The 18,747-nt window shown below is 61.8% G+C and carries 15 protein-coding genes, 1 tRNA gene and 2 pseudogenes; 13 read left to right on the plus strand and 5 right to left on the minus strand.

Features of this window, described 5'->3' with window-relative positions:
* A complete protein-coding gene (locus tag HWN36_RS07415; RefSeq protein WP_176788767.1) occupies positions 1–198 on the minus strand; it encodes a hypothetical protein in 198 nt (65 codons plus the stop codon).
* A 240-nt stretch (positions 199–438) separates the two neighbouring features.
* On the opposite strand from HWN36_RS07415, the gene HWN36_RS07420 reads away from it, so the two are divergent.
* Genes HWN36_RS07420 through HWN36_RS07430 form a run of 3 tightly spaced genes read left to right on the plus strand, consistent with a single transcriptional unit; the run spans position 439 to position 2,644 of the window.
* Entirely contained in the window at positions 439–1,140 is a 702-nt protein-coding gene (locus tag HWN36_RS07420; RefSeq protein ID WP_176788768.1) for a DUF5612 domain-containing protein, read from the plus strand.
* Entirely contained in the window at positions 1,140–1,721 is a 582-nt protein-coding gene (locus HWN36_RS07425) for an L-threonylcarbamoyladenylate synthase (protein WP_176788769.1), read from the plus strand. The genes HWN36_RS07420 and HWN36_RS07425 overlap by 1 nt, the downstream gene beginning before the upstream one ends.
* Entirely contained in the window at positions 1,718–2,644 is a 927-nt protein-coding gene (locus tag HWN36_RS07430) for a DNA polymerase subunit beta (RefSeq protein WP_176788770.1), read from the plus strand. Before HWN36_RS07425 ends, HWN36_RS07430 begins: the two co-directional genes overlap by 4 nt.
* Here the strand turns inward: HWN36_RS07430 and HWN36_RS07435 are convergent.
* On the minus strand, positions 2,630–3,307 hold the full coding sequence (locus HWN36_RS07435) for a CRISPR-associated protein Cas4 (RefSeq protein ID WP_176788771.1): 678 nt from the start codon (positions 3,305–3,307) through the stop codon (positions 2,630–2,632). The genes HWN36_RS07430 and HWN36_RS07435 overlap by 15 nt on opposite strands.
* A 40-nt stretch (positions 3,308–3,347) precedes the next feature.
* On the opposite strand from HWN36_RS07435, the gene HWN36_RS07440 reads away from it, so the two are divergent.
* The 7 genes from HWN36_RS07440 to HWN36_RS07470 all read left to right on the plus strand — a co-directional run bounded on the left by HWN36_RS07440 (position 3,348) and on the right by HWN36_RS07470 (position 9,462).
* Entirely contained in the window at positions 3,348–3,641 is a 294-nt protein-coding gene (locus HWN36_RS07440; RefSeq protein WP_176788772.1) for a DUF3467 domain-containing protein, read from the plus strand.
* A 66-nt stretch (positions 3,642–3,707) separates the two neighbouring features.
* Positions 3,708–5,351 carry an ABC1 kinase family protein gene (locus tag HWN36_RS07445; protein WP_176788773.1) on the plus strand — a complete coding sequence of 548 codons (1,644 nt, stop codon included), beginning with the start codon at positions 3,708–3,710 and terminating at the stop codon, positions 5,349–5,351.
* 51 nt (positions 5,352–5,402) lie between these two features.
* Positions 5,403–6,881, plus strand: coding sequence for a phytoene desaturase family protein (locus tag HWN36_RS07450; RefSeq protein WP_176788774.1), 1,479 nt, complete (start codon positions 5,403–5,405; stop codon positions 6,879–6,881).
* A 14-nt stretch (positions 6,882–6,895) separates the two neighbouring features.
* On the plus strand, positions 6,896–7,732 hold the full coding sequence (locus tag HWN36_RS07455) for a phytoene/squalene synthase family protein (RefSeq protein ID WP_176788775.1): 837 nt from the start codon (positions 6,896–6,898) through the stop codon (positions 7,730–7,732).
* Positions 7,729–8,577 carry a prenyltransferase gene (locus HWN36_RS07460; RefSeq protein ID WP_176788776.1) on the plus strand — a complete coding sequence of 283 codons (849 nt, stop codon included), beginning with the start codon at positions 7,729–7,731 and terminating at the stop codon, positions 8,575–8,577. Before HWN36_RS07455 ends, HWN36_RS07460 begins: the two co-directional genes overlap by 4 nt.
* A gap of 16 nt (positions 8,578–8,593) precedes the next feature.
* The gene (locus tag HWN36_RS07465) at positions 8,594–9,349 is read left to right on the plus strand and encodes a carotenoid biosynthesis protein (protein ID WP_176788777.1); all 756 of its coding nucleotides are present in this window, start codon (positions 8,594–8,596) and stop codon (positions 9,347–9,349) included.
* Between the two features lie 41 nt (positions 9,350–9,390).
* Positions 9,391–9,462, plus strand: a tRNA-Thr gene (locus tag HWN36_RS07470).
* An 815-nt stretch (positions 9,463–10,277) separates the two neighbouring features.
* Here HWN36_RS07470 and HWN36_RS07475 read toward each other — a convergent pair.
* Entirely contained in the window at positions 10,278–11,228 is a 951-nt protein-coding gene (locus HWN36_RS07475; RefSeq protein WP_176787388.1) for an IS5 family transposase, read from the minus strand.
* Positions 11,229–11,409: 181 nt separating this feature from the next.
* On the opposite strand from HWN36_RS07475, the pseudogene HWN36_RS07480 reads away from it, so the two are divergent.
* Positions 11,410–11,781, plus strand: a pseudogene (locus HWN36_RS07480) (transposase); the annotation flags it as partial.
* On the opposite strand, the gene HWN36_RS07485 reads toward HWN36_RS07480, so the two are convergent.
* Positions 11,702–12,676, minus strand: a complete 975-nt coding sequence (locus tag HWN36_RS07485) for an IS5 family transposase (protein ID WP_176788778.1) — start codon at positions 12,674–12,676, stop codon at positions 11,702–11,704. The pseudogene HWN36_RS07480 and the gene HWN36_RS07485 sit on opposite strands and share 80 nt — an antisense overlap.
* A 93-nt stretch (positions 12,677–12,769) precedes the next feature.
* Here HWN36_RS07485 and HWN36_RS07490 point away from each other — a divergent pair.
* Positions 12,770–13,552 (plus strand): annotated as a pseudogene (locus HWN36_RS07490) (IS256 family transposase); the annotation flags it as partial.
* A 261-nt stretch (positions 13,553–13,813) separates the two neighbouring features.
* The gene (locus HWN36_RS12275) at positions 13,814–17,179 is read left to right on the plus strand and encodes a PKD domain-containing protein (RefSeq protein WP_176788780.1); all 3,366 of its coding nucleotides are present in this window, start codon (positions 13,814–13,816) and stop codon (positions 17,177–17,179) included.
* A 750-nt stretch (positions 17,180–17,929) separates the two neighbouring features.
* Here the strand turns inward: HWN36_RS12275 and HWN36_RS07500 are convergent.
* Positions 17,930–18,619: a metal-dependent hydrolase gene (locus tag HWN36_RS07500; protein ID WP_176788781.1), complete on the minus strand. Its 690-nt coding sequence runs from the start codon at positions 18,617–18,619 to the stop codon at positions 17,930–17,932.
* Positions 18,620–18,747 lie beyond the last annotated feature (128 nt).

Consider the following 18,747-nt stretch of genomic DNA (forward strand, 5'->3'; position numbering starts at 1 on the left):
TCAGAGGAAGCGTTCGCAGACCAGGTGCTTTTCCGGGTCGATCACAAAGGCGCCCGGGTCGGCAAGCAGGTCGAGGGGGTTGACGCCCATGGCGACCAGTTCGTCCAGGGCGAAGTCCCTGAGCCTTAACTCGCCGTCTTTCCGGTAGGTCACCTCGATCCCGTTCACCCTTTTCTCGGCGCCGACGATATCGAACATACCCCCATCTCCTCATGCTCCGGGATAAGGGTTGTCCCGGGGCAGACACACCTGCAGGGAGCAGAGGCAGCCGGTGGGCGGCCCTCGCCCCCCGGGGCCTGCCGGGCAACTACGTGCGCCGTGCGCAATTCTGCCCGGAAATGGACGGTCTCCCACCACACACCTTAAGTTGTTCCGCGGTCAATATTCACCGTACAGATAGGAGGGGGCGGGGGTCGGACGCCCCGCCTCTGCACGCGCATGGAAGAGCCAGAACACCTGCAGAGCCTCAATATCCTCGAACTGTATGCGCTCAGCATCATCGCAGAGAACCAGCCCGGCGTGCTGCGGGATATCGCCGCGGTGATGGCGGCGAACGCCGTGAACGTGGTGACCGTGCAGCAGTCGATCATGCCCTCGGGCGCCCATGCCGGGGACGCCCTCTTCTACTTCGAGGTGGAGTGCGCCGGCGGGATCGGGCGGGCGCTCGCCGACCTCCTCAGCATCCCGACCGTCCGCCACGTCTCGACGAACGACACCTTCTCCCGGATCTTCGGGTCGCGGGTGATCATCATCGGCGGCGGCGCCCAGGTCGCCCAGGTGGCCCTCGGTGCGGTGAACGAGGCCGACCGCCACAATATCAGGGGCGAACGGATCTCGGTGGACACGATCCCGCTCGTCGGCGAGAAAGATCTCTCCGAGGCGGTGGACGCCGTCGCCCGCCTGCCGAGGGCGTCGATCCTGGTGCTGGCGGGATCGATCATGGGCGGGGCGATCACCGAGGCGGTCGAGCGGGTCCGTGCGGCCGGGATCCCGGTCATCGCCCTGAAGATGGCCGGCAGTGTCCCGAAGCACGCCGACCTCGTGGTCACCGACCCGATCCAGGCAGGCGTTTTTGCCGTGATGCACGTCTCGAAACGTGCGGTCTTCGATATCAACCGCGTCCGCGGTCAGGAGTTCTAATGGACACAGCGATCATCCATAAAGCGGTGCAGGTGCTCAGGCGCGACGGGCTTGTGGTCTACCCCACCGACACGATCTACGGCCTCGGGGCCGACGCCCTCTCGGAATACGCCATCGAACGGGTGTACGAGGCGAAGATGCGGCCGCGCGCGATGCCGGTCTCGGTGGCGGTCTCGGATTGCGAGATGCTCTCGGCGATCGCCGTCGTGGACCGGGCGGCCGACGCCTTCATCGACCGGTTCCTGCCGGGCCCGGTGACGGTCGTGCTGCGGGCGAAGTCATGCCTGCCCGAGATCCTCACCGGGGGGACGGGCCTTGTCGGGATCCGTTTCCCTGACCACCCGGTCGCCCTTGCGATCATCAGGGAACTCGACGCCCCGATCACGGCGACCTCGGCGAACGTCCACGGCGGGCCCGACCCGGTGACCGTCAACGATGTCCATGTCCCGCACGACCTGCTCATCGACGGCGGGCACCTCCCGGGGACGCCGAGCACGGTGGTGGACCTGGTGCACCGGCAGGTGCTCAGGGTGGGGGCAGAGATCGAGGAGGTCGCCGGGTTTCTTGCGGAGATGCCATGATGCCGATCAGGTTGCGCGATTTTATCGAGGACGACGGGGGGTTGATCTTCGCCGTCTCTGCCTATGACAACACCGAGCGGGCCGGGTGCGTGCTCCGCTACGTCCCGGACCCTGCAGGAGAACGGGTGGATCCCGAGGGGCGGCGGTATACGAAACTCGATTTCGAGCCGGCATATGAGTACATCAGGGAGCACCGGCCCGAGTACCTCGATCACCTCCACCGGGTGCCGGCGGACCGGATCGCCCGGGTCTACAAGCCCGAGGAGAGGATGGACTGGATCGCCTCCCGTGACCCGAGAGTGCGCCGTCTCCTCTCCCTCTTCGACCTGCCGGCAGGGAAGGTGGGATGCACGGGGTCGCGGCTGATCGGCGTGGAGAACGCCGCTTCAGATATCGACCTGGTCGTCTACGGAGGGGCGTGGTTCTCGGCGCAGGCGCAGCTTGCACGCCTTGTTCAGACCGGGACCCTGCCCGCGATGTCCGAGGAGATGTGGCGGAAGGTCTACGAGAAGCGGGTCCCGGAGATCTCGTTTGATACGTTCGTGCTCCACGAGGCGCGGAAGTGGAACCGGGGCGAGTTCGGCGACACCTATTTCGACCTGCTCTATACGCGGGACTACGACGCCCTGGCCTCGGCGCCAGCAGGGCGGGGGCGGGAGATCGGGCGGGGCCGGATTGAGGCCCTGGTGACCGACGCCTCCCAGTCGTTCGATTCCCCGGCGGTCTACGAGGTGGAGCACGAGACGGTCTCGCGGGTGATCTCGTTCACCCACACCTATTCAGGGCAGGCGCTGGCCGGCGAGACGATCGAGGCGGTCGGGGTGCTCGAGGAGCACGGCGATACGCAATGGCTCATCGTGGGCACGACCCGCGAGGCGCGGGGCGAGTATATCGTCTCGAAGACGCTGTTAGAGCAGGTCTGAAAGACGCCGCGGCCCGGGAGAGCAGCGCTCCCCGTGCGGGCAGCGGGCGCACGGCGGGTTGAGGGGTTTTCCCGGGATCGTTCCCGCCTCCACTTCTTTTGCAGCGGCGATCGCCCTGAGCATCGCACGCCGGTCGCGGGGGCCGGGCGTGCAGAAGCGGATGACGCCTGACGGGACGTATTCCACCCACCCGCCGGGGACGTCGATGCCGAGCGTCTCCCGGACGCAGGCGGCGTAGCAGGCAATGCGCAGACGGTCTGCCCCGTGGACCCCGGCGACCGGCGCTTCGCTCGACCGGGTGATCGCAAAACCGGGAAGGGCCGGGTCGGCCTTGTCGACGGTGCCCCTGATCCCGAGGGTGGGAGAGGAGACCGGGACGTCGGTGTCCGAGAAGGGGATCCATTCCACATCTGTGCAGGCCTCGATGCACTGGGCGAAGAGGGCGTGTTCGGCCTCGCCGGCGTACGGGAGGACGGCGGCGATCTCGGCCCAGACGGCCGGCGGGTCGAGGGGGCCCATACCGAGGTGGTAGGAGACCTGTTTGCAGACGGCGTAGCGCGGCGGCTCTTCGTGCTCTTCCTGCCTATCGAGGTAGAGGCGGAGGGGGCAGAAATGGGCGGCGGTCACGGCCGAGATGCCGGTGAGGCCATCGTCTTTTCCCATTGCAAAAACCCTTAATTCCTATCCCCTTATATGTTATGCTATGTCTCAGCACGAGATCTCGGTCAATATCCCCCAGGCGCTCGACCCGGTCTATGCGAACCGGATCCAGGTCGCATACAAGGAGGACGAGTTCACCTTCATGTTCCTGCACGAGATCCCGGGCACGAACCAGGCCCGGGCGAAGTCGATCGTCTCCATTACGCCGAAGCACGCGAAGAACCTCCTCGCCGTGCTCTCAAGGAGCATGAAGGACTACGAGGAGAAGTACGGCGCCATCCAGGCGCCGACCGAGAAGGTCGGGGACACGAACGTGACGATGCGGGGCTATTCTTAACACCCTTTTTTTCCGCCGGTTTTATATAGGAGAATTGTCTCCCCTCTCGTCAGAGGGCAGGGGAGCATGATCCGCCAGATGGGCAGGTACCGCCAGATCACCGGGATACTGGTGAAGTATGGGCTTGGCGCCCTGATCACAGGCATCCGCCTCCCCCTGCCAGGTCGACGGGCGGCAGAACGCCCGGACGGCGCCGACCCGCTGTACCGCCGGATCCGCCTGGCGCTCGAAGAACTCGGTCCCACCTTCATCAAGTTCGGGCAGATCCTGAGCACCAGGCGCGAGGTGCTGCCGGGCCCGCTCATCGAAGAACTGAGCCTCCTGACCGACACCGTCGCCCCCCTGCCCTTTGAGACGATCCGCCCGACCATAGAGGACCTGTGCGGCCCGATCGCAACCGCTTTTGCATCGTTCGACGAGACCCCGGTGGCCGCGGCGTCGCTTGCGCAGGTGCACCGGGCGGTGCTGAAGGACGGGACCGTCGTGGCCGTCAAGGTGCAGCGTCCGGGAATCAGGCGGGTGATCGAGGACGACATCGATATCCTGGAGTATTTCGCCAGACAGATCGAGCGGCGCCGCCCCGACCTTGCGGTCTATAACCCCGCCGGCCTTGTACAGGAGTTCGCCGCCCAGATCAGGAGAGAACTCGACTTCGTGCAGGAGGGCAAGAACGCCGGCGCCCTTGCCCGAAACCTCAGGGGGTCGCCGGGCGTCGTCATCCCGCGTATCTACCCTGACTATTCAGGGCCGCTGGTCCTGACAATGGACTACATCGACGGCGTGCGGGTGGACGACGCCGACGGGATCCGGGCGATCGGGGTCTCGCCTGAGGAGGTGACCGACACCCTGCTCTCGGCCTATCTCAAGCAGGTCTTCGAGGACGGGTTCTTCCATGCCGATCCCCATCCCGGAAACCTCCTGGTGACAGAAACCGGGGCGCTCGCCTTTGTCGACTTCGGGACCGTCGGGATCCTCCGCCCTGAACGGCGCGACGCCTTTCTCCGCCTGGTCGCCGGGATCGTGGACGAGGACAGCGATGCGATCGTCGACGCCTACCGGGACCTGGGGATCGTCATCCCGGATCGGGCGGTCGACCTCTTCAAGGACGAGATCTATGCCACCCTCATGGGACCGGGGTCGTACGGGATCGGGGAGGTGGATATTGCCGGGGTGATGGAGGAGATCCCGGCAACCCTGAGACGCTATCACCTCAAGGTGCCGCTCCCGATGATGCAGGTGATCAAGGTCCTCCTCTTTCTGATGGCGATCTGCCGGGACCTCGACGAGTCGTTCAATTTTACGGCCCGGGCCGGCCCGGGCATCAGGGCAATCCGCAGGCGGCAGGTCTTCTCCATGGATGGCGCAGACGCCCTCGCAAAGGCGATCGGGCAGCAGGTCAGGGACACCACCGAAATCCCGGGCGCGGTCAACGCCGCCCTCAGGAAACTCTCCGCCGGTCAGATCTCTCTCGCGGTCGGGAGTCCTGAGCTGGACGCCCTGGGCGCTTCGATCAGGTATGCCGCAAACGTCACCCTGATCGGGATGGTCGCGGCCGCCTTCGTCCTGGGGTCGGCGCTGGTGATCTTCTCCTCCGAACCCCCGGCAGGTCCGGGGCTCTGCTCGATGATCTCCTCGATGACGCTCTCGGGTTTCCTGGTGGCGGTCCTCATCGCCGTCGCCGCCGCCTATGCCGCCCTGAAGCGGCGCTGAGAGAGAATGGTATTTATACTGGGATTTGCATGCTCTGTTCGGAGGGGGACGATGAAGGCAGCAATTGTAGGTGCAGGTTTCGGCGGACTTTCAGCCGCGGCACTGCTGGCAAAAGAGGGTTTTGACGTCGAGGTGATCGAGAAGAACGAGCAGCCCGGCGGGAGGGCGAGCGTTTACAGCGAGAAGGGGTTCACCTTTGATATGGGGCCGTCGTGGTACCTGATGCCCGACGTCTACGAGACGTTCTTTGCGGCGTTCGGAAAGAAGCCAGAGGATTTTTATACGCTGAAACGCCTGGACCCCGCGTACCGCATCTTCTTCGGCGACGGCGACCCGGTCGATATCAGGGCAGATCTCGAGGAGGACTATGCCCTCTTCGACTCCTTCGAGGAGGATGGAGGGGAGAAGCTGCGGGCGTACCTCGCCTCGGCAAAAGAGATGTACGACCTTTCCATCAACGAACTGCTCTACCGGGACTACCGCTCGATCTTCGACTTTCTTAACGGGCGGTTGATCATGCAGGGGAGCAGGCTGCATATCTTCGAGAACCTGGGCACCTTTGTCAGGCGTCATTTCGAGAGCGACCGTGCGCAGAAGATCGTCCAGTACTCGATCGGTTTTCTCGGCGGGGCCCCGCAGAACACCCCATCCTTCTACCACATCATGTCCCACATCGATATGACGATGGGGGTCTGGTACCCGGACGGCGGGATCAGGGCGGTGGCCGGAGGTATCGCCGAACTCGCCCGATCCTACGGCGCGGAGATCTCTCTGGACGAACCGGTGCGGCGGATCGAAGTGGAGGGAAAGAGGGCGACCGGGGTTGTTACGGAGAAGGGGCGGCATGACGCCGATCTCGTCCTGGTGAATGCCGATTATGCCCATGCAGAACTGGACCTGCTGGATGCGGCGCACCGGACGTACCCGGAGAAATACTGGCGGTCCCGTGTGCTCGCCCCTTCGGCCTTCGTGATCTATCTCGGGCTTGACCGGGAGGTGCCGGCCCTTGCCCACCACACGCTCTTCCTTGACCGGGACTGGGAGGCAGGGTTCGAGCGGATCTTCGATCCGAACCGGGCGGCGTGGCCGGAGAACCCATCGTACTACGTCAACGTCCCGTCCCGGACCGACCCGACTGCCGCACCGCCGGGCTCTGAGACTCTCTTCATCCTGGTGCCCCTTGCGCCCGGCCTTGAGGACACGCCCGCACTCAGGGAACGTCTGTACACCCGTATCCTCGACGACCTGGAGGCGAAGATCGGGGAGGAACTCAGGGACGCCGTGGTGGTGAAGCGGATCTTTGCCCTGAACGATTTTGCCGAGCGCTACAACGCCTACCGCGGGACGGCGCTCGGCCTCTCGCACACGCTCCTCCAGACGGCGCTCTGGCGGCCGGCGCACCTGAGCCGGAAGGTCGGGAACCTCTACTACACCGGGCAGTACACCCACCCGGGGATCGGGGTGCCGATGACCCTGATCTCCTCGACGATCGTGGCCAGGGAGATCGCAGAACGTCACCCCCGCGGGTGAGGAGGCAGAGGAGGATGGTATCGCCTGTTCATTTCAGGATCTTCAGGCGGGGGAGCACGACGTACTTCTACAGCACGCTCTTTTTTCCCCGGAGGGTGAGAGAGGACGTCTTTGTCCTGTACTCGTTCGTCAGGACGGCCGACAACTTTGTCGATGCCGTCCCCCAGGAGGCTGCGGCGTTCTACGCCTTCAGGGACGGCTACCGCCGGGCGCTTGAGGGGGAGGCGACGGGCGATCCGGTCATCGATCCCTTCGCCGCTCTGGTCGGGAGCAGAGAGATCGATCCGGCGTGGGTGGAGGCTTTTCTCGCCTCCATGGAGAGCGATCTCTGGAAAGGGCGGTACGAGACGATCGAGGAACTCGAAGGGTATCTGTACGGATCATCTGAGGTGGTCGGGATGATGATGGCGCGGGTGATGGACCTCCCTGACGCCGCCCTGCCGGCGGCCCGCGCCCTGGGGAAGGCGATGCAGTATATCAACTTCATCAGGGATATCCCGGAAGACCTCTCCCTCGGGCGGACCTATCTGCCGGCGGCGGAGATGGCGGCGTTCGGGCTCGGTTCGCTCGAGGAGCGGGAGACGGCGGCCGCACCCCGCGCCTTTGAGGCGTTTATCGCCGCCCAGATCGACCGGTATCTCGCCTGGCAGGAGGAGGGGGAGGCGGGGTTTGAGTATATCCCGCGCCGGTCCCTCATACCGGTGAAGACGGCCTCTGATCTCTACCGCTGGACGGCCCTGCAGATCCTGGCCGACCCGACGGTCGTCTACCGGCGGAAGGTAAAACCGTCGCCGCCGCGAGCGGTCCTCAGGGCGGTCGCCAACGCCGTTGCACCGGGCGATCTGCGATGAACCCGCTCCTCACCCTTGCGCTCTCGGTCTCGCGGTTCAGGTTCTGGATCTATACGGGCGGGACCTATGTGGTCGGCTATGCCCTGGGGATGGGGTCGTGGGAGGCGTTTCTGCTCCCTTCGTATGCAGTATATCTGTTTTATTTCTTTTTTCCGGCGAATGTATTCATATACGGCGTCAACGATCTCTGGGACCGTGAGACAGACCTGAAAAATCCGAAGAAGGGTGAGAGGGAGCACCTGCTCGAGGAGCGGGAGTGGCGGTCGCTGGTGGTCCTGCTCCTCGGGGTCTCGGCCCTCAGCGCCGCCCTCCTGGTCTCCCAGACGATGGCGGAGCGGGCGGTCTTCTGCGCCTTTCTCTTTCTCTCGTATTTTTACAGCGCCCCGCCCCTCAGGTTCAAGGAGGTGCCGGTCCTCGATTTCTCCTCGAACATGCTCTACATCATGCCGGGGGTCTTCGGGTATCTCCTGGCGTCGGGATCGTTCCCGCCTCTCCTCCTGATCGCGGCCGGGTATTTTCATATTGCGGCGATGCACCTCTTCTCGGCGATCCCTGACATCGGGTGCGATCGCGAGGCCGGGATCACGACGACGGCGGTCGTGCTCGGGGAGCGGCGGTCCCTGGCCCTCTGCCTGGTGTTCTGGTCGGCGTGTGCGGCGCTGGTCCTCTTCCTTGCCGGGCTCCACCCGCTGGCCCTGCCGGTGCTGCTCTTTCCCGCCGTCCCGCTCGCCCTCCTGCTGGTCCGCACCGTAAACACCGCCGCGGCGTACTGGTATCTCCCGTACCTCAATACCGGGCTCGGGGGACTGGCCTTTGCGGCGATCACCATCACGAAGGGGATCTGAAGGGGGAGGGAGTGGAATGAGGTGGGGGTGGCGGGTGCCGGCAGGGGTCGGGGCGGTGGCCGCTGGATCTGTCGGGTTTGCCCTCGTCGATTTCGGGGATGCGCCCCAGGTTGCCGCACCGCTGTTTCTGGTGCTGATGGCCCTGCCCGCCTATGCCGCGCTGGTCAGGTGGATCGGGGCCCGGAGGGGGGTCCTGGTCCTGCTCGTCCTCTCCGTCCTCCCCCTCCTTGTCGAGGCGCTGGCAGTCCTGACCGGGGTGCCCTACGGGGGGTTCTCGTACTCGGAAGCCCTCGGCCCGAAGGCCCTGGGGCTTGTCCCGTGGACGGTCGCCCTCGCCTACCCGCCGGTCTTTCTCGGGTGCGCCGCGGCTGCGTCCGCCCTCTTCGGCACCTCTGCCGGGAGGTTTATCCTGGCCACATCCCTCTGTGCCGTCCTCGCCGATCTGGTCCTGGACCCGGCGGCGGTGCGGGCGGGGTTCTGGATCTGGGACTCGTCCGGGGTGTACTACGGGATTCCGGCGGTGAACTTTGCAGGATGGGCGCTCACCGGCCTCGTTTATGCGGCGGTCCTCAGATGGTGCGTGCACGACCGTTTCGAAGAGGGTGAGGGCGTGCCCGGCACCGTCGCCGTGAGTGCGGTGGTGATCTTCGGCTTCTGGGCCGGGTATCTCCTGCGGGAGGGGCTTTTCGTCCCCGCGGCCCTCGGGATCGCTCTTGCCGCGCTCTTCCTCGCCCTGCCGGAGAGGGGCGGGGGTTTGGGCCAGAACAGATGATTACCTTTATAATTCTTCTCTACCTATATGATAGAGTACCTGCCGCCGTGGCTTAGCGGTATAGCGGCTGATTCGTAATCAGCAGGTCGAGGGTTCAAATCCCTCCGGCGGCTTGTCCAATTTTGTTCAGGTTTTTACAACAGCCCATTTATTACGTCTAATTTTCCCGGAAGGTGCACGCAGGTTTAAACCACCGGATCAGAACCACCCGTAGTTTTTATGCGCCTGTTCGGTCGATATCACCGCGAGGATCAGCACTTCTTTGGGCTCTTCGCTGTTTCATGTGGGTAATTCCGACATGGTCCCCTCCCTGCGGTCAGTCCCCGGCATGCCATGTTCAGGTCCGCTCCGCATCCGGGCGTACCGGTCCACGCCTTCCCCACGCTGCCTGCCGGGGGCGCTGCCCCCGGACCCCCGCATGCGATTGGACCGGGAAGGCACCCACGCGATCCCGAAGTGCGTGACCCTTCTCTTTCCCCGTCGCAGGTTGGCGGGGCAGCGGCCTCCCCGGCACCGGCACGCCGATCACCTGCTTTTCTTCCCAAAACAGTCCCCGCCTCTAAAAATAGCGGTCTTTCAGGTATGATTCCCCGGGTCGCCTGAGGGGAGCCAGATGGCGGTTTCATGGCTACCCACACAAAGGAGCGAAGAGCCCTTCTTTTTTCCGGTTCGGGGATACGACAAAATGCGGTGCAGGTGTGGTTGATCTGGAGCAGATAGGCGTCATCCTCCTCACTGCCCCCTCGAAAATGTCCGCACTTTACCCCGCTCTACTCCGATTCGCCATAGAAAATAAAATATATGAGAATTGCGATTAACTCCTCCCTGCCATCAGATACTCGCTCCCGACTGCCCTCTTCCCCTCGCTGTTCAGCCGTTTCCTTCCTGAACCCCTGCATTTAGAGGGTTTTTTGGATTTTCTCGAGAGCTATCGCTCGGCAGCTTGCGCTTTGAGGGTAAGAAGTTGCCTGAAGTTGAAATTCATGCAGGAGAAGATGTTCTTGACGTGCACTCTGGCAACCGTCGTGACCATGAGGTGGCCTGCATGGAACACCCGCTTGATCACGGCAAACGGTCGTTCCACCAGCGATCGTGTTCTGCTGATGGCCTTGTTCCGCCGGTTCTCCTTGATGGAGAGGGGATGGTTGCGAACGGCCCGGTGCATGGTCTTGTCCATAGATGCCTGCGGTTTCACCCCAAAATAGCCTTTATCGCGATAGACCGTCTCACCTTCCCGGGAGAGATCGATCCTGCTGTCATGGAGTGACGCCGTGGTGGTCTCAATCCGGCGGATCAGCTGACTGTCCTTGTCGAGCAGGATGTGAAGTTTGTACCCGAACTGTGACTTCGAGCCCTTCTTGGCCCAGGTGCCGTCGCGGCTGCGCCGCGTCTCTGCCTGATCTCCCCGGGGCGTGCCGGCAGGAGCATGCCCGGGATCGGCGGTGATGAACGTCGCGTCCTGCATGACACCGCGTTTGATGGCGAGCCCTTGTACTTCGAGTTGCCGCTGGAACTCATCCCAGATCGCGGTATCCTTCCCGGTTTGCGCCAAGCGTTCCCGGAACAGCCAGACCGTCGACCGATCCGGAATGGTTTCCGGATATCCCAGGAAGTGACGGAACGAGATCCGGTCGGTCGCCTGACGCTCCAGTTCGGGGTCAGACAGGCCATACCACTGCTGAAGCACCAGCAGCCGGATCATCAGAACGACGTCATAGTTCGGACGGCCGCCTCGCCCCTCGGCGTTGGTGTAGAGGTCAGCAAGGAGAGGGCGGAAGGCATCCCAGTCGATCAGACCGCTGACCTCACCCAGCCGATCACCCAGAGCTGCAAGGCTGGCATATTCGTGGTGGATCGCGAAATTGGTAAACGTGCTCATGGGAAAAAGGTCGATCCGGGACTATAAAGTACTTTGGGTGAGGTGGGGTTGTTCGAAATTCTCTGAAGGATGATATCATTATGAAGTTACTTCGCCTCATTCTGGATAGTGTAACGAATTTTCTGTAAAAATAATTTGGCCCTGAATCCAACCTAGATTTGGACAAAGGAGAAACAGGGCCATGGATCCCTTAGCGTTAATCGAAGATTATCTTTCCGATAATGAGAATGGCATGAAGACCCTCATCACCTGGTTCCTCAACCAGGTGATGCTGCTCGAAGCCCTCCACCAGGCGGGAGCCGAGCAGTATGAACGAACCGATGCGCGGAAGGCTCACCGAAACGGCTACAAGAAGCGCTCTCTAAAAACCCGATATGGAGAAACGATCCTCCAGAAACCACAATTCCGAGAGTTCCCCTTCGAAACACAGGTATTTGGACGCTATTCCCGGGTTGAGAAGGCTCTTGAGAATGCTATCTTTGAATCCTACCTTCAGGGAGTCTCAACCCGCCGGATCCAGGAGATTGTTGCTCATTTTGGCATCGAACGGCTTTGTTGAATCCCTCGACCACTACAAGAACCACGATCGCCTGAATCGCCTTGGTGAGGTTATGGAGTATCAGTTTGATCTTGATCTCCTTGATCTGGTACCAAAATATTCGTGCTTTCAGCCCCTCTCCAAACTTTCTTTTCATGACCGAAAACGCTGTTTCGACCTTGTTTCTCTCAGCATACCGTTCAGCGTCAAAGGAGGCATACATCTCCTGCCTATATTTGCCCGAATAGATCTTTCCCTTCCATGTTCTGACTGGTATCACTGAATCAGCTCCAATCTCTTCCCGGATCTGGCGATGAAGTTCCTCTGAATCGTATCCTTTATCCATCACATAGCACCCGGTCTTTCTCGTCCTCCGGCACTGCCTGAGAAGTGGTGTTGCATGTTTTACGTCATGCACGGGTTTGAGCGAGATCTTGAAGGAGATGATCACTTGCTTGAGCGTATCTATCGCTATCGTGGTTTTCACGAAGTTTTTCCGCATCTTTCCAGTCCGCCAGGAATAATAATGACTGGCGTACGAACTGGTGAAACCTGAAGAATCGATGGCAGTTATTGGAATGATTTCACCCCAGGAATAGAAAGATTTCAGGGTTTTATTCAGGAGTATCGAGAAGATAGCAGAAGGAATCCGGGCCATGAACTTATGAATGGTCGAGTAGTGGGGAACCTGATCGAGCTGAAGGATCTCTTTGATCCCATCCATCAGATCGATGAGCTCAACGGTCGAGCGATAGTCAGTGCGAAGAGCTTCTCGAAAGAGAAGAATGGCCATGAGTTGATGCTGAGTATACGTTTTCCGGGAGTATTTGCAGGAATAAAGAGGCAGATGGGAAGATCGGAGTACTGAACAGATGCTTTCGATAAGGTTGATATACCGGTTCGTTGACACTATCTCTGCTCCTTGGGTTTTGTTTGGTCACATACACAAGGAGCAACGATTCTTATAGATCTTTGCTTGAGCGCGGAACCGGACTACTGGAGGGTTTCAACGAAGCCCATCGAACAACTCTCTCCTGCTTCAGTATCCAGGATAGCAAAGGACCTCGATGAACAGGTCCATGCATTCCTTCAGAGGCCGATTGAACAGGAGATTCCCTATCTCTTTGTGGATGCTTCGTACTACAAAGTCAGAGAGGGACCACGCTACATCACCAAAGCTCTTCTGGTGATCGCCGGTGTTCGAATGGATGGCTACCGGGAAATCCTGGGAGCTAGAATCACTGATTGTGAAAATGAGATGTTCTGGTCGGGATTGTTCGAAGACCTCAAAGAACGAGGATTGGTGGGTGTCAAGATGGTTGTCTCAGATGGTCATGCCGGGATCCAGAAGGCGGCGGAAGCCACCTTCCTCGGCGCATCGTGGCAGATGTGCTCGGTCCATTGCACCCGGGCGGTTTTAAAGAATATTCCACGGAAACATCAGAAAGAAGTTGCTGAGTCCTTGAAGGAGGCATATGGGGACGAGGAGAGACTGCAGGAGCTTGCAGACGATCTGAACGAACGAGGATATCGGAAAGCGGCCAATACGATCGAGAGATTCATCCCGGGACTTATGAGTTACACGGCGTTCCCGAAAGAGCACGCAAAGCGGATCCGAACGACGAACATGATGGAAAGAGTCAACAAGGAACTGAAACGGAGAACCAAAGTTGTAGGGGCCTTTCCCAATGAAGAGTCACTCCTCAGGCTGGCAGGATCCATCCTGATGGACATCAATGAGGAGTGGGTGACCGGCAGAAGATATTTGACGATGGAGGGGGAATGATCAAACAAGGAGACAGGGCTCAGACGAATTACAGAAGATCTGAAACACTACCTCATTCTGCCAGCCCTCCTGATTTTTGCCCTGTGCATCGGGGCAGCCAGTGCCGCGGGGAGCGGTACGCTTTCTGTCACCGATGCGCTGGGCATCCAGCAGGGGGAGAATGGAACTGTAGAGATATACCTGAACAATACATTCACGCCACCCGCAGGCTCACTGACCCTGGATCTGACCTATGACCAGACCGTGGGCGTTGCGCGGGCGGTGACGTTTAACAGTGCCATCGGAGGCCTGAGCTCGTACAACCAGTTGAACAGCCCGATCACGATGGGTTTGATCACCTTCACCGGCATCCCGACCGCGACCTGGATCGCCCAAATCCCGATGGAGGCCCTCAAGAACGACGGCAGCTCCACTGCGCTGACGATCTCTCTGACGACCCTGGACGACACCAACGGCGACGATCTGATCCTGTCGACGACCGTCGTTAACGGCACCTTCTCCACCCGCGACGAGGTCGCCCCGGCCATCGCCATCACCACGCCGGCCACCGTTTCCCCGACCTTCGCCGTCACCGGCACGGTCACCGACATCGGCGGCATGGGCACGGCGTCAGCCACGCTCACCGGCCTCACCTCGGGTGCCACCCAGACCTTTGCCCTTCCGCTGACCCAGACCTCGGCCAGCACCTGGACGTTCACAAAGGACGTAACCTGGGCGAGCTACGAGATCGTGAACATCAGTGTCACGGCAACGGACGCTGCCAGCAACACCGGTTCGAATAACGCTCTTGTTACCGTTTCCCCGGTCGGCTTCTCCAACCCTGAGCCCACCGGATACATCAACGCGCAGCCCTCCCTGATCAGGGTCTTCACCCAGCAGATCGACCCGGCCACGGTCACGATGACCCTCTCAGGCCCGGCTACGATCCCGCTCGGCGTTACCTTCAACGGTGACTATGCGCAGAACGCAACCGTGCCGGCGCTCGTCGACGGCGCCTGGACGGTGAACGCCACCGGCAACGACACGATCGGCGGCGACACCCGGTATCTTGCATGGACCTTCACCCTCGACACGGTCCCGCCGGTGATCAACGCCTTCACCATCACCGACACCGACGGTGACGGCTATGTAGAGTCTGACGAGACCCTGAACTTCAACTGGAACGTCGCCGGTGCGGACGTCGTCCACCTCATGGACAACGACACTCAGGCCGTCTTCTTCACCTCGACCGATGCCGCCGGTTCCGACAACGTCATCATACCGCTCGGCAACCGGAACATGGTCTTTGCCGCATTCGATAATGCCGGCAACGCTGCCTACGTCCCCTTCCATCTCTACTACAACTACATGGCCTGGGTGAACTCCACTCGCATGGGCACGGTCTCAGGCATCGACATGAACTTCACGGCGCTGCGCCAGATCGACCTCACCGCCCAGGGCTCGGTCACCTTCTACAACGCCCGTGAGGCTCCGCTTCCGCCCTTCGGCACCATCGTCCGGTCGGTGACACACGTCGGCCAGGTCACCGCCGACACCTTTGTGGCGGTGGACACCACGGCAAACCGGACCTACACCGGCGCCCAGACCTACGACAACCTCTGGACCTACAACCCGGCCAGCGTCCTTGACTTCAGTGTGCAGGCGCCCAACATCGACGGCGCCAACCTCCTGGTCCTCGAGGCGAACGAGTCCTATCTCGCCAGGATGATCGACGAGGGCAGGGCAGCCAGCAATGTCAACTACAATGACCTCTTCAAGAAGAGCGCCTGGTTCTTCATCAACGGCGGCTACACGAAGCTTGTGGTCAACCCTGACGGCACGTTCTCGCAGCCTGTCGCCGAGGGCACGCCCCTGACCGTCCCGGCCTCCGGGAAGATCATGGACACCCTGGCCCTGGCCGCCAATCAGGTGGACCTGAACGCCGGCTACCGGCTCAGCACGCAGGGGCTTCCGGCACTCACCTTCCCGGCCGGCGACTACGTCCTCGCTGCCATCAGCGTGGATGATGACCGCATCGGCATCATTGAAATGCTGCCCTTCACCGTCATGGACACGAACGAGGTCGGCACCGTCCCGACGTCCGTGAACCGCGGCACCTCGTTCGACGCCTCCTTCCCGACGCAGGCCCGCCGCGTGACGGCGATCGTCGTCAGGCACGACACCTGGGATAACCAGCTCGGGATCGACGCCAGCACCCTCGGCCTCGGGATGATCAGCGCCAACCTGACCTACGGCGGCGTCCCGGCGACGAAGAAGATCGCCGGCAACATCTACGCGAGCCCGAACGCGGCTGCGTACGTCGCGGCTCCAAACACCACCACCGTCACGGTCGGGACCGCCGGCCTGCTCGCCGGCCTCTATGACGTCCACCTGCTCGCCGAGAATGTGAACGGCACGATCCAGGCCTACGGCCACCACCAGATCACCATCCGGACGCCCGGCGCTCCGGTGGCCGCCTTCACCATGACGCCGTCGACGGGCTACACCCCGCTGGCGGTCGCCTTCACCGACGCCTCCACCGGGAGCATCAACACCTGGGCGTGGGAGTTCGGCGACGGCACCACGGCCTCGACCAGGAATGCGACCCACATCTACACGGTGCCGGGCACCTACCTCGTGAACCTGACGGTCACGGGCTTTGGCGGCACTGACACCACCACCCAGACGCTCGTCGTCACCTCGCCGGTGCCTGCGGCGATCTTCACCGCAACCCCGACCACAGGCACCGTCCCGCTGGCGGTCACCTTCACCGACCTCTCCACCGGCAACATCACCGGATGGCACTGGAACTTCGGTGACGGCACGAACGCCACCACGCGGAACGCCACGCACACCTACACCACGGTCGGTACCTTCACCGCGAACCTGACGGTCACCGGCCCGCTCGGCAACGACTCGGCCCTTGCCACCATCACCGTGACCGCGGCCCCCTCGCCCTCAGGCGGCGGTGGCGGCGGCAGCTCGGTATCGACGAGCACCTCGACCGGTTCGGCAACGCTCCTGACTGCCTCATGGGGCGGCGTGCTCAAGCCCTACCAGATCAACTCTGACCAGGGCACTGCAGACCTGTTCCTCGCCACCGGTGTGACCGCCCTTCTCGAAGACGGCAAGACACCGGTCGGCCAGATCACCATCAATGACCTGGAGAGCGACGAGGTCCCGGCCGTCCCGACCGGTGCGACCTTCTCCTTCCTGGGCTATGCGGTCGAGTGCTCGCCTGCGGGCGCCACCTTCTCGCCAGCGATCGACCTGACCTTCACCCTGACCGACGAGGAATGGGCGGACATCCTCGAGCAGGTCGGCGGGAACGTCGAGAACCTGGTCGTGAAGTGGTACAACCCGCTGACCGGCGTCTGGGAGCACGTCCCGACGACCGTCGACGCCGTGCACCACACCGTGACTGCCTCGATCACCCACTTCAGCACCTACGGCCTCTTTTCCGACGTGGCCGTGGTGACCCCGGTCACGCAGGAGCCCACGACCCCGACAACGACCGTTCCGGTCACGACGACCACGACCGCGCCGACCCCCTCTGATGAGGGCGGTTTCCCGTGGCTCTGGGTCATCGTGATCATCGTGATCATCGCTGTCGCTGCCGGTGCATACGTCTACATGCAGCGGCAATAACCCCAAAAATTTCTTTTTTCTTCTGCACGCTTCTTAAAACATGATATCCACGAACACTCCCTGCGCTCTCGCTCCTGGAGCATGGAGGCCGATCGTTCTCAGGAAAAACTGGCTCTTCGCTACTGTGTGTTGGTAGCCCTGATATCTTCATTTGACTCCTCTCAGGCGACACGGGATAATGGGCTGACCTCACAAAGCAGGTCGCGATTGAGAAAGCGAGGAGTGTTTCCAGATTAAAAGGCGTTGATCCCTGTGCTGGTGCCTGGATGCTGGCTTGCCCCGCTGATCTGCGATAGGAGGGATGGGCGTAATCCCTCAGGATCCCGTGTGTGCCTTCCCGGTCCAATCGTGCGCGGGGGTCCGGGGGTGCAACCCCCGGCGTGCAGTGCGGGGAAGGCGGTTGATCGATAGGCACGTCTGGAAAATCCCTGAATATACTCCTGCCCTCTCTCCCTATCGCACTTCGGTGGGGTGGCAGGCCCCGTGCGCAACCGTTTTTTCGAGACGGAAAAGAGGACCCAGTAATTCGCTCATTTTGACATCCGACATCGAGCGATGCGGTCTCGCGCGGCGACGTCGAACGGCGTTAGCAGCACCCGGACACCGGGCTTCGCGTTCTTCGCGCCTTCGCGAGAGGCTCTCTGCGGGTGTTGAAACCTCACGCGAAGGACGCGAAAAGAGGCGAAGGGAAGTTGATGGTTTGATCTTCTGATGGCTGTCTCAACCATTTTAGCGAAGTAATGGGGCCCGTTACTCTGGTTTCCTGCAGGAGAGCGCCGCAATGCCGGCGAGCATGATCACAAAGCCACAGATGAGATGATCCTCAGGGCTCCGCAGCCCGGTGAGGGGGCAGGAAAGATGCAGGAAGGCGCACCCGGCAACCCAGAGCCCCGCGGCCAGCAGCAGTATCCCCAGGACGAGCAGGGCTTTCTCCAGCAGGGGGGCAAACCGCACCCTGACCGTCTCGTGCCTCTCCTGGTACAGCAACGCCAGGCCGAGGAGGAGAACGGCGGCGAAGAGGATCCATTCGGTAGGCTCTGCCAGCTCAGACATGACGAGGTCAAAAAAGGACCGGCCCCCGCTCCCGCCGGTGAACGGGCCGAACATGGGATAGAGCCAGTTCACAGGCTCCCGCCACATCGCGTCCAGAACCTGGTGGGAGGCGATCCCGGCCGCCGCCGCCAGGGCGAGGATGCTGCGGTAGCGCCAGAAGATCACGATCCCGATCAGGGTGACAATGGTGAGGAAGAGAAGAGTGTGCGAGTAGATCCTCCCGTAACCCAGGGAACTGGCGAGAAAGATATGGCCCAGGGGCTTGTCGATGATGTCGGGGAGCAGGGCCCCAAAGGCGCAGGCGGGAATAGCCCGGCGGTCATGGAAGGCCTGTGCGAGGATGATCCCGATGACGATGCCGGCGACCAGGTGGGCGAGGAGAAACATCGATCAGATCACTCTTCTGTTGGGCATATCTATCTATCCCGGCCGCTCCGAACATCAGGTATATTGGCGCCGGGGTGAAGAACTGTTAGGCATAATCTTCGTGCAGCGTGCCGGGGATGTTGGGAGAT

The sequence above is a fragment of the Methanofollis tationis genome (genome assembly GCF_013377755.1).
GTDB classification, from domain to species: Archaea; Halobacteriota; Methanomicrobia; order Methanomicrobiales; family Methanofollaceae; genus Methanofollis; species Methanofollis tationis.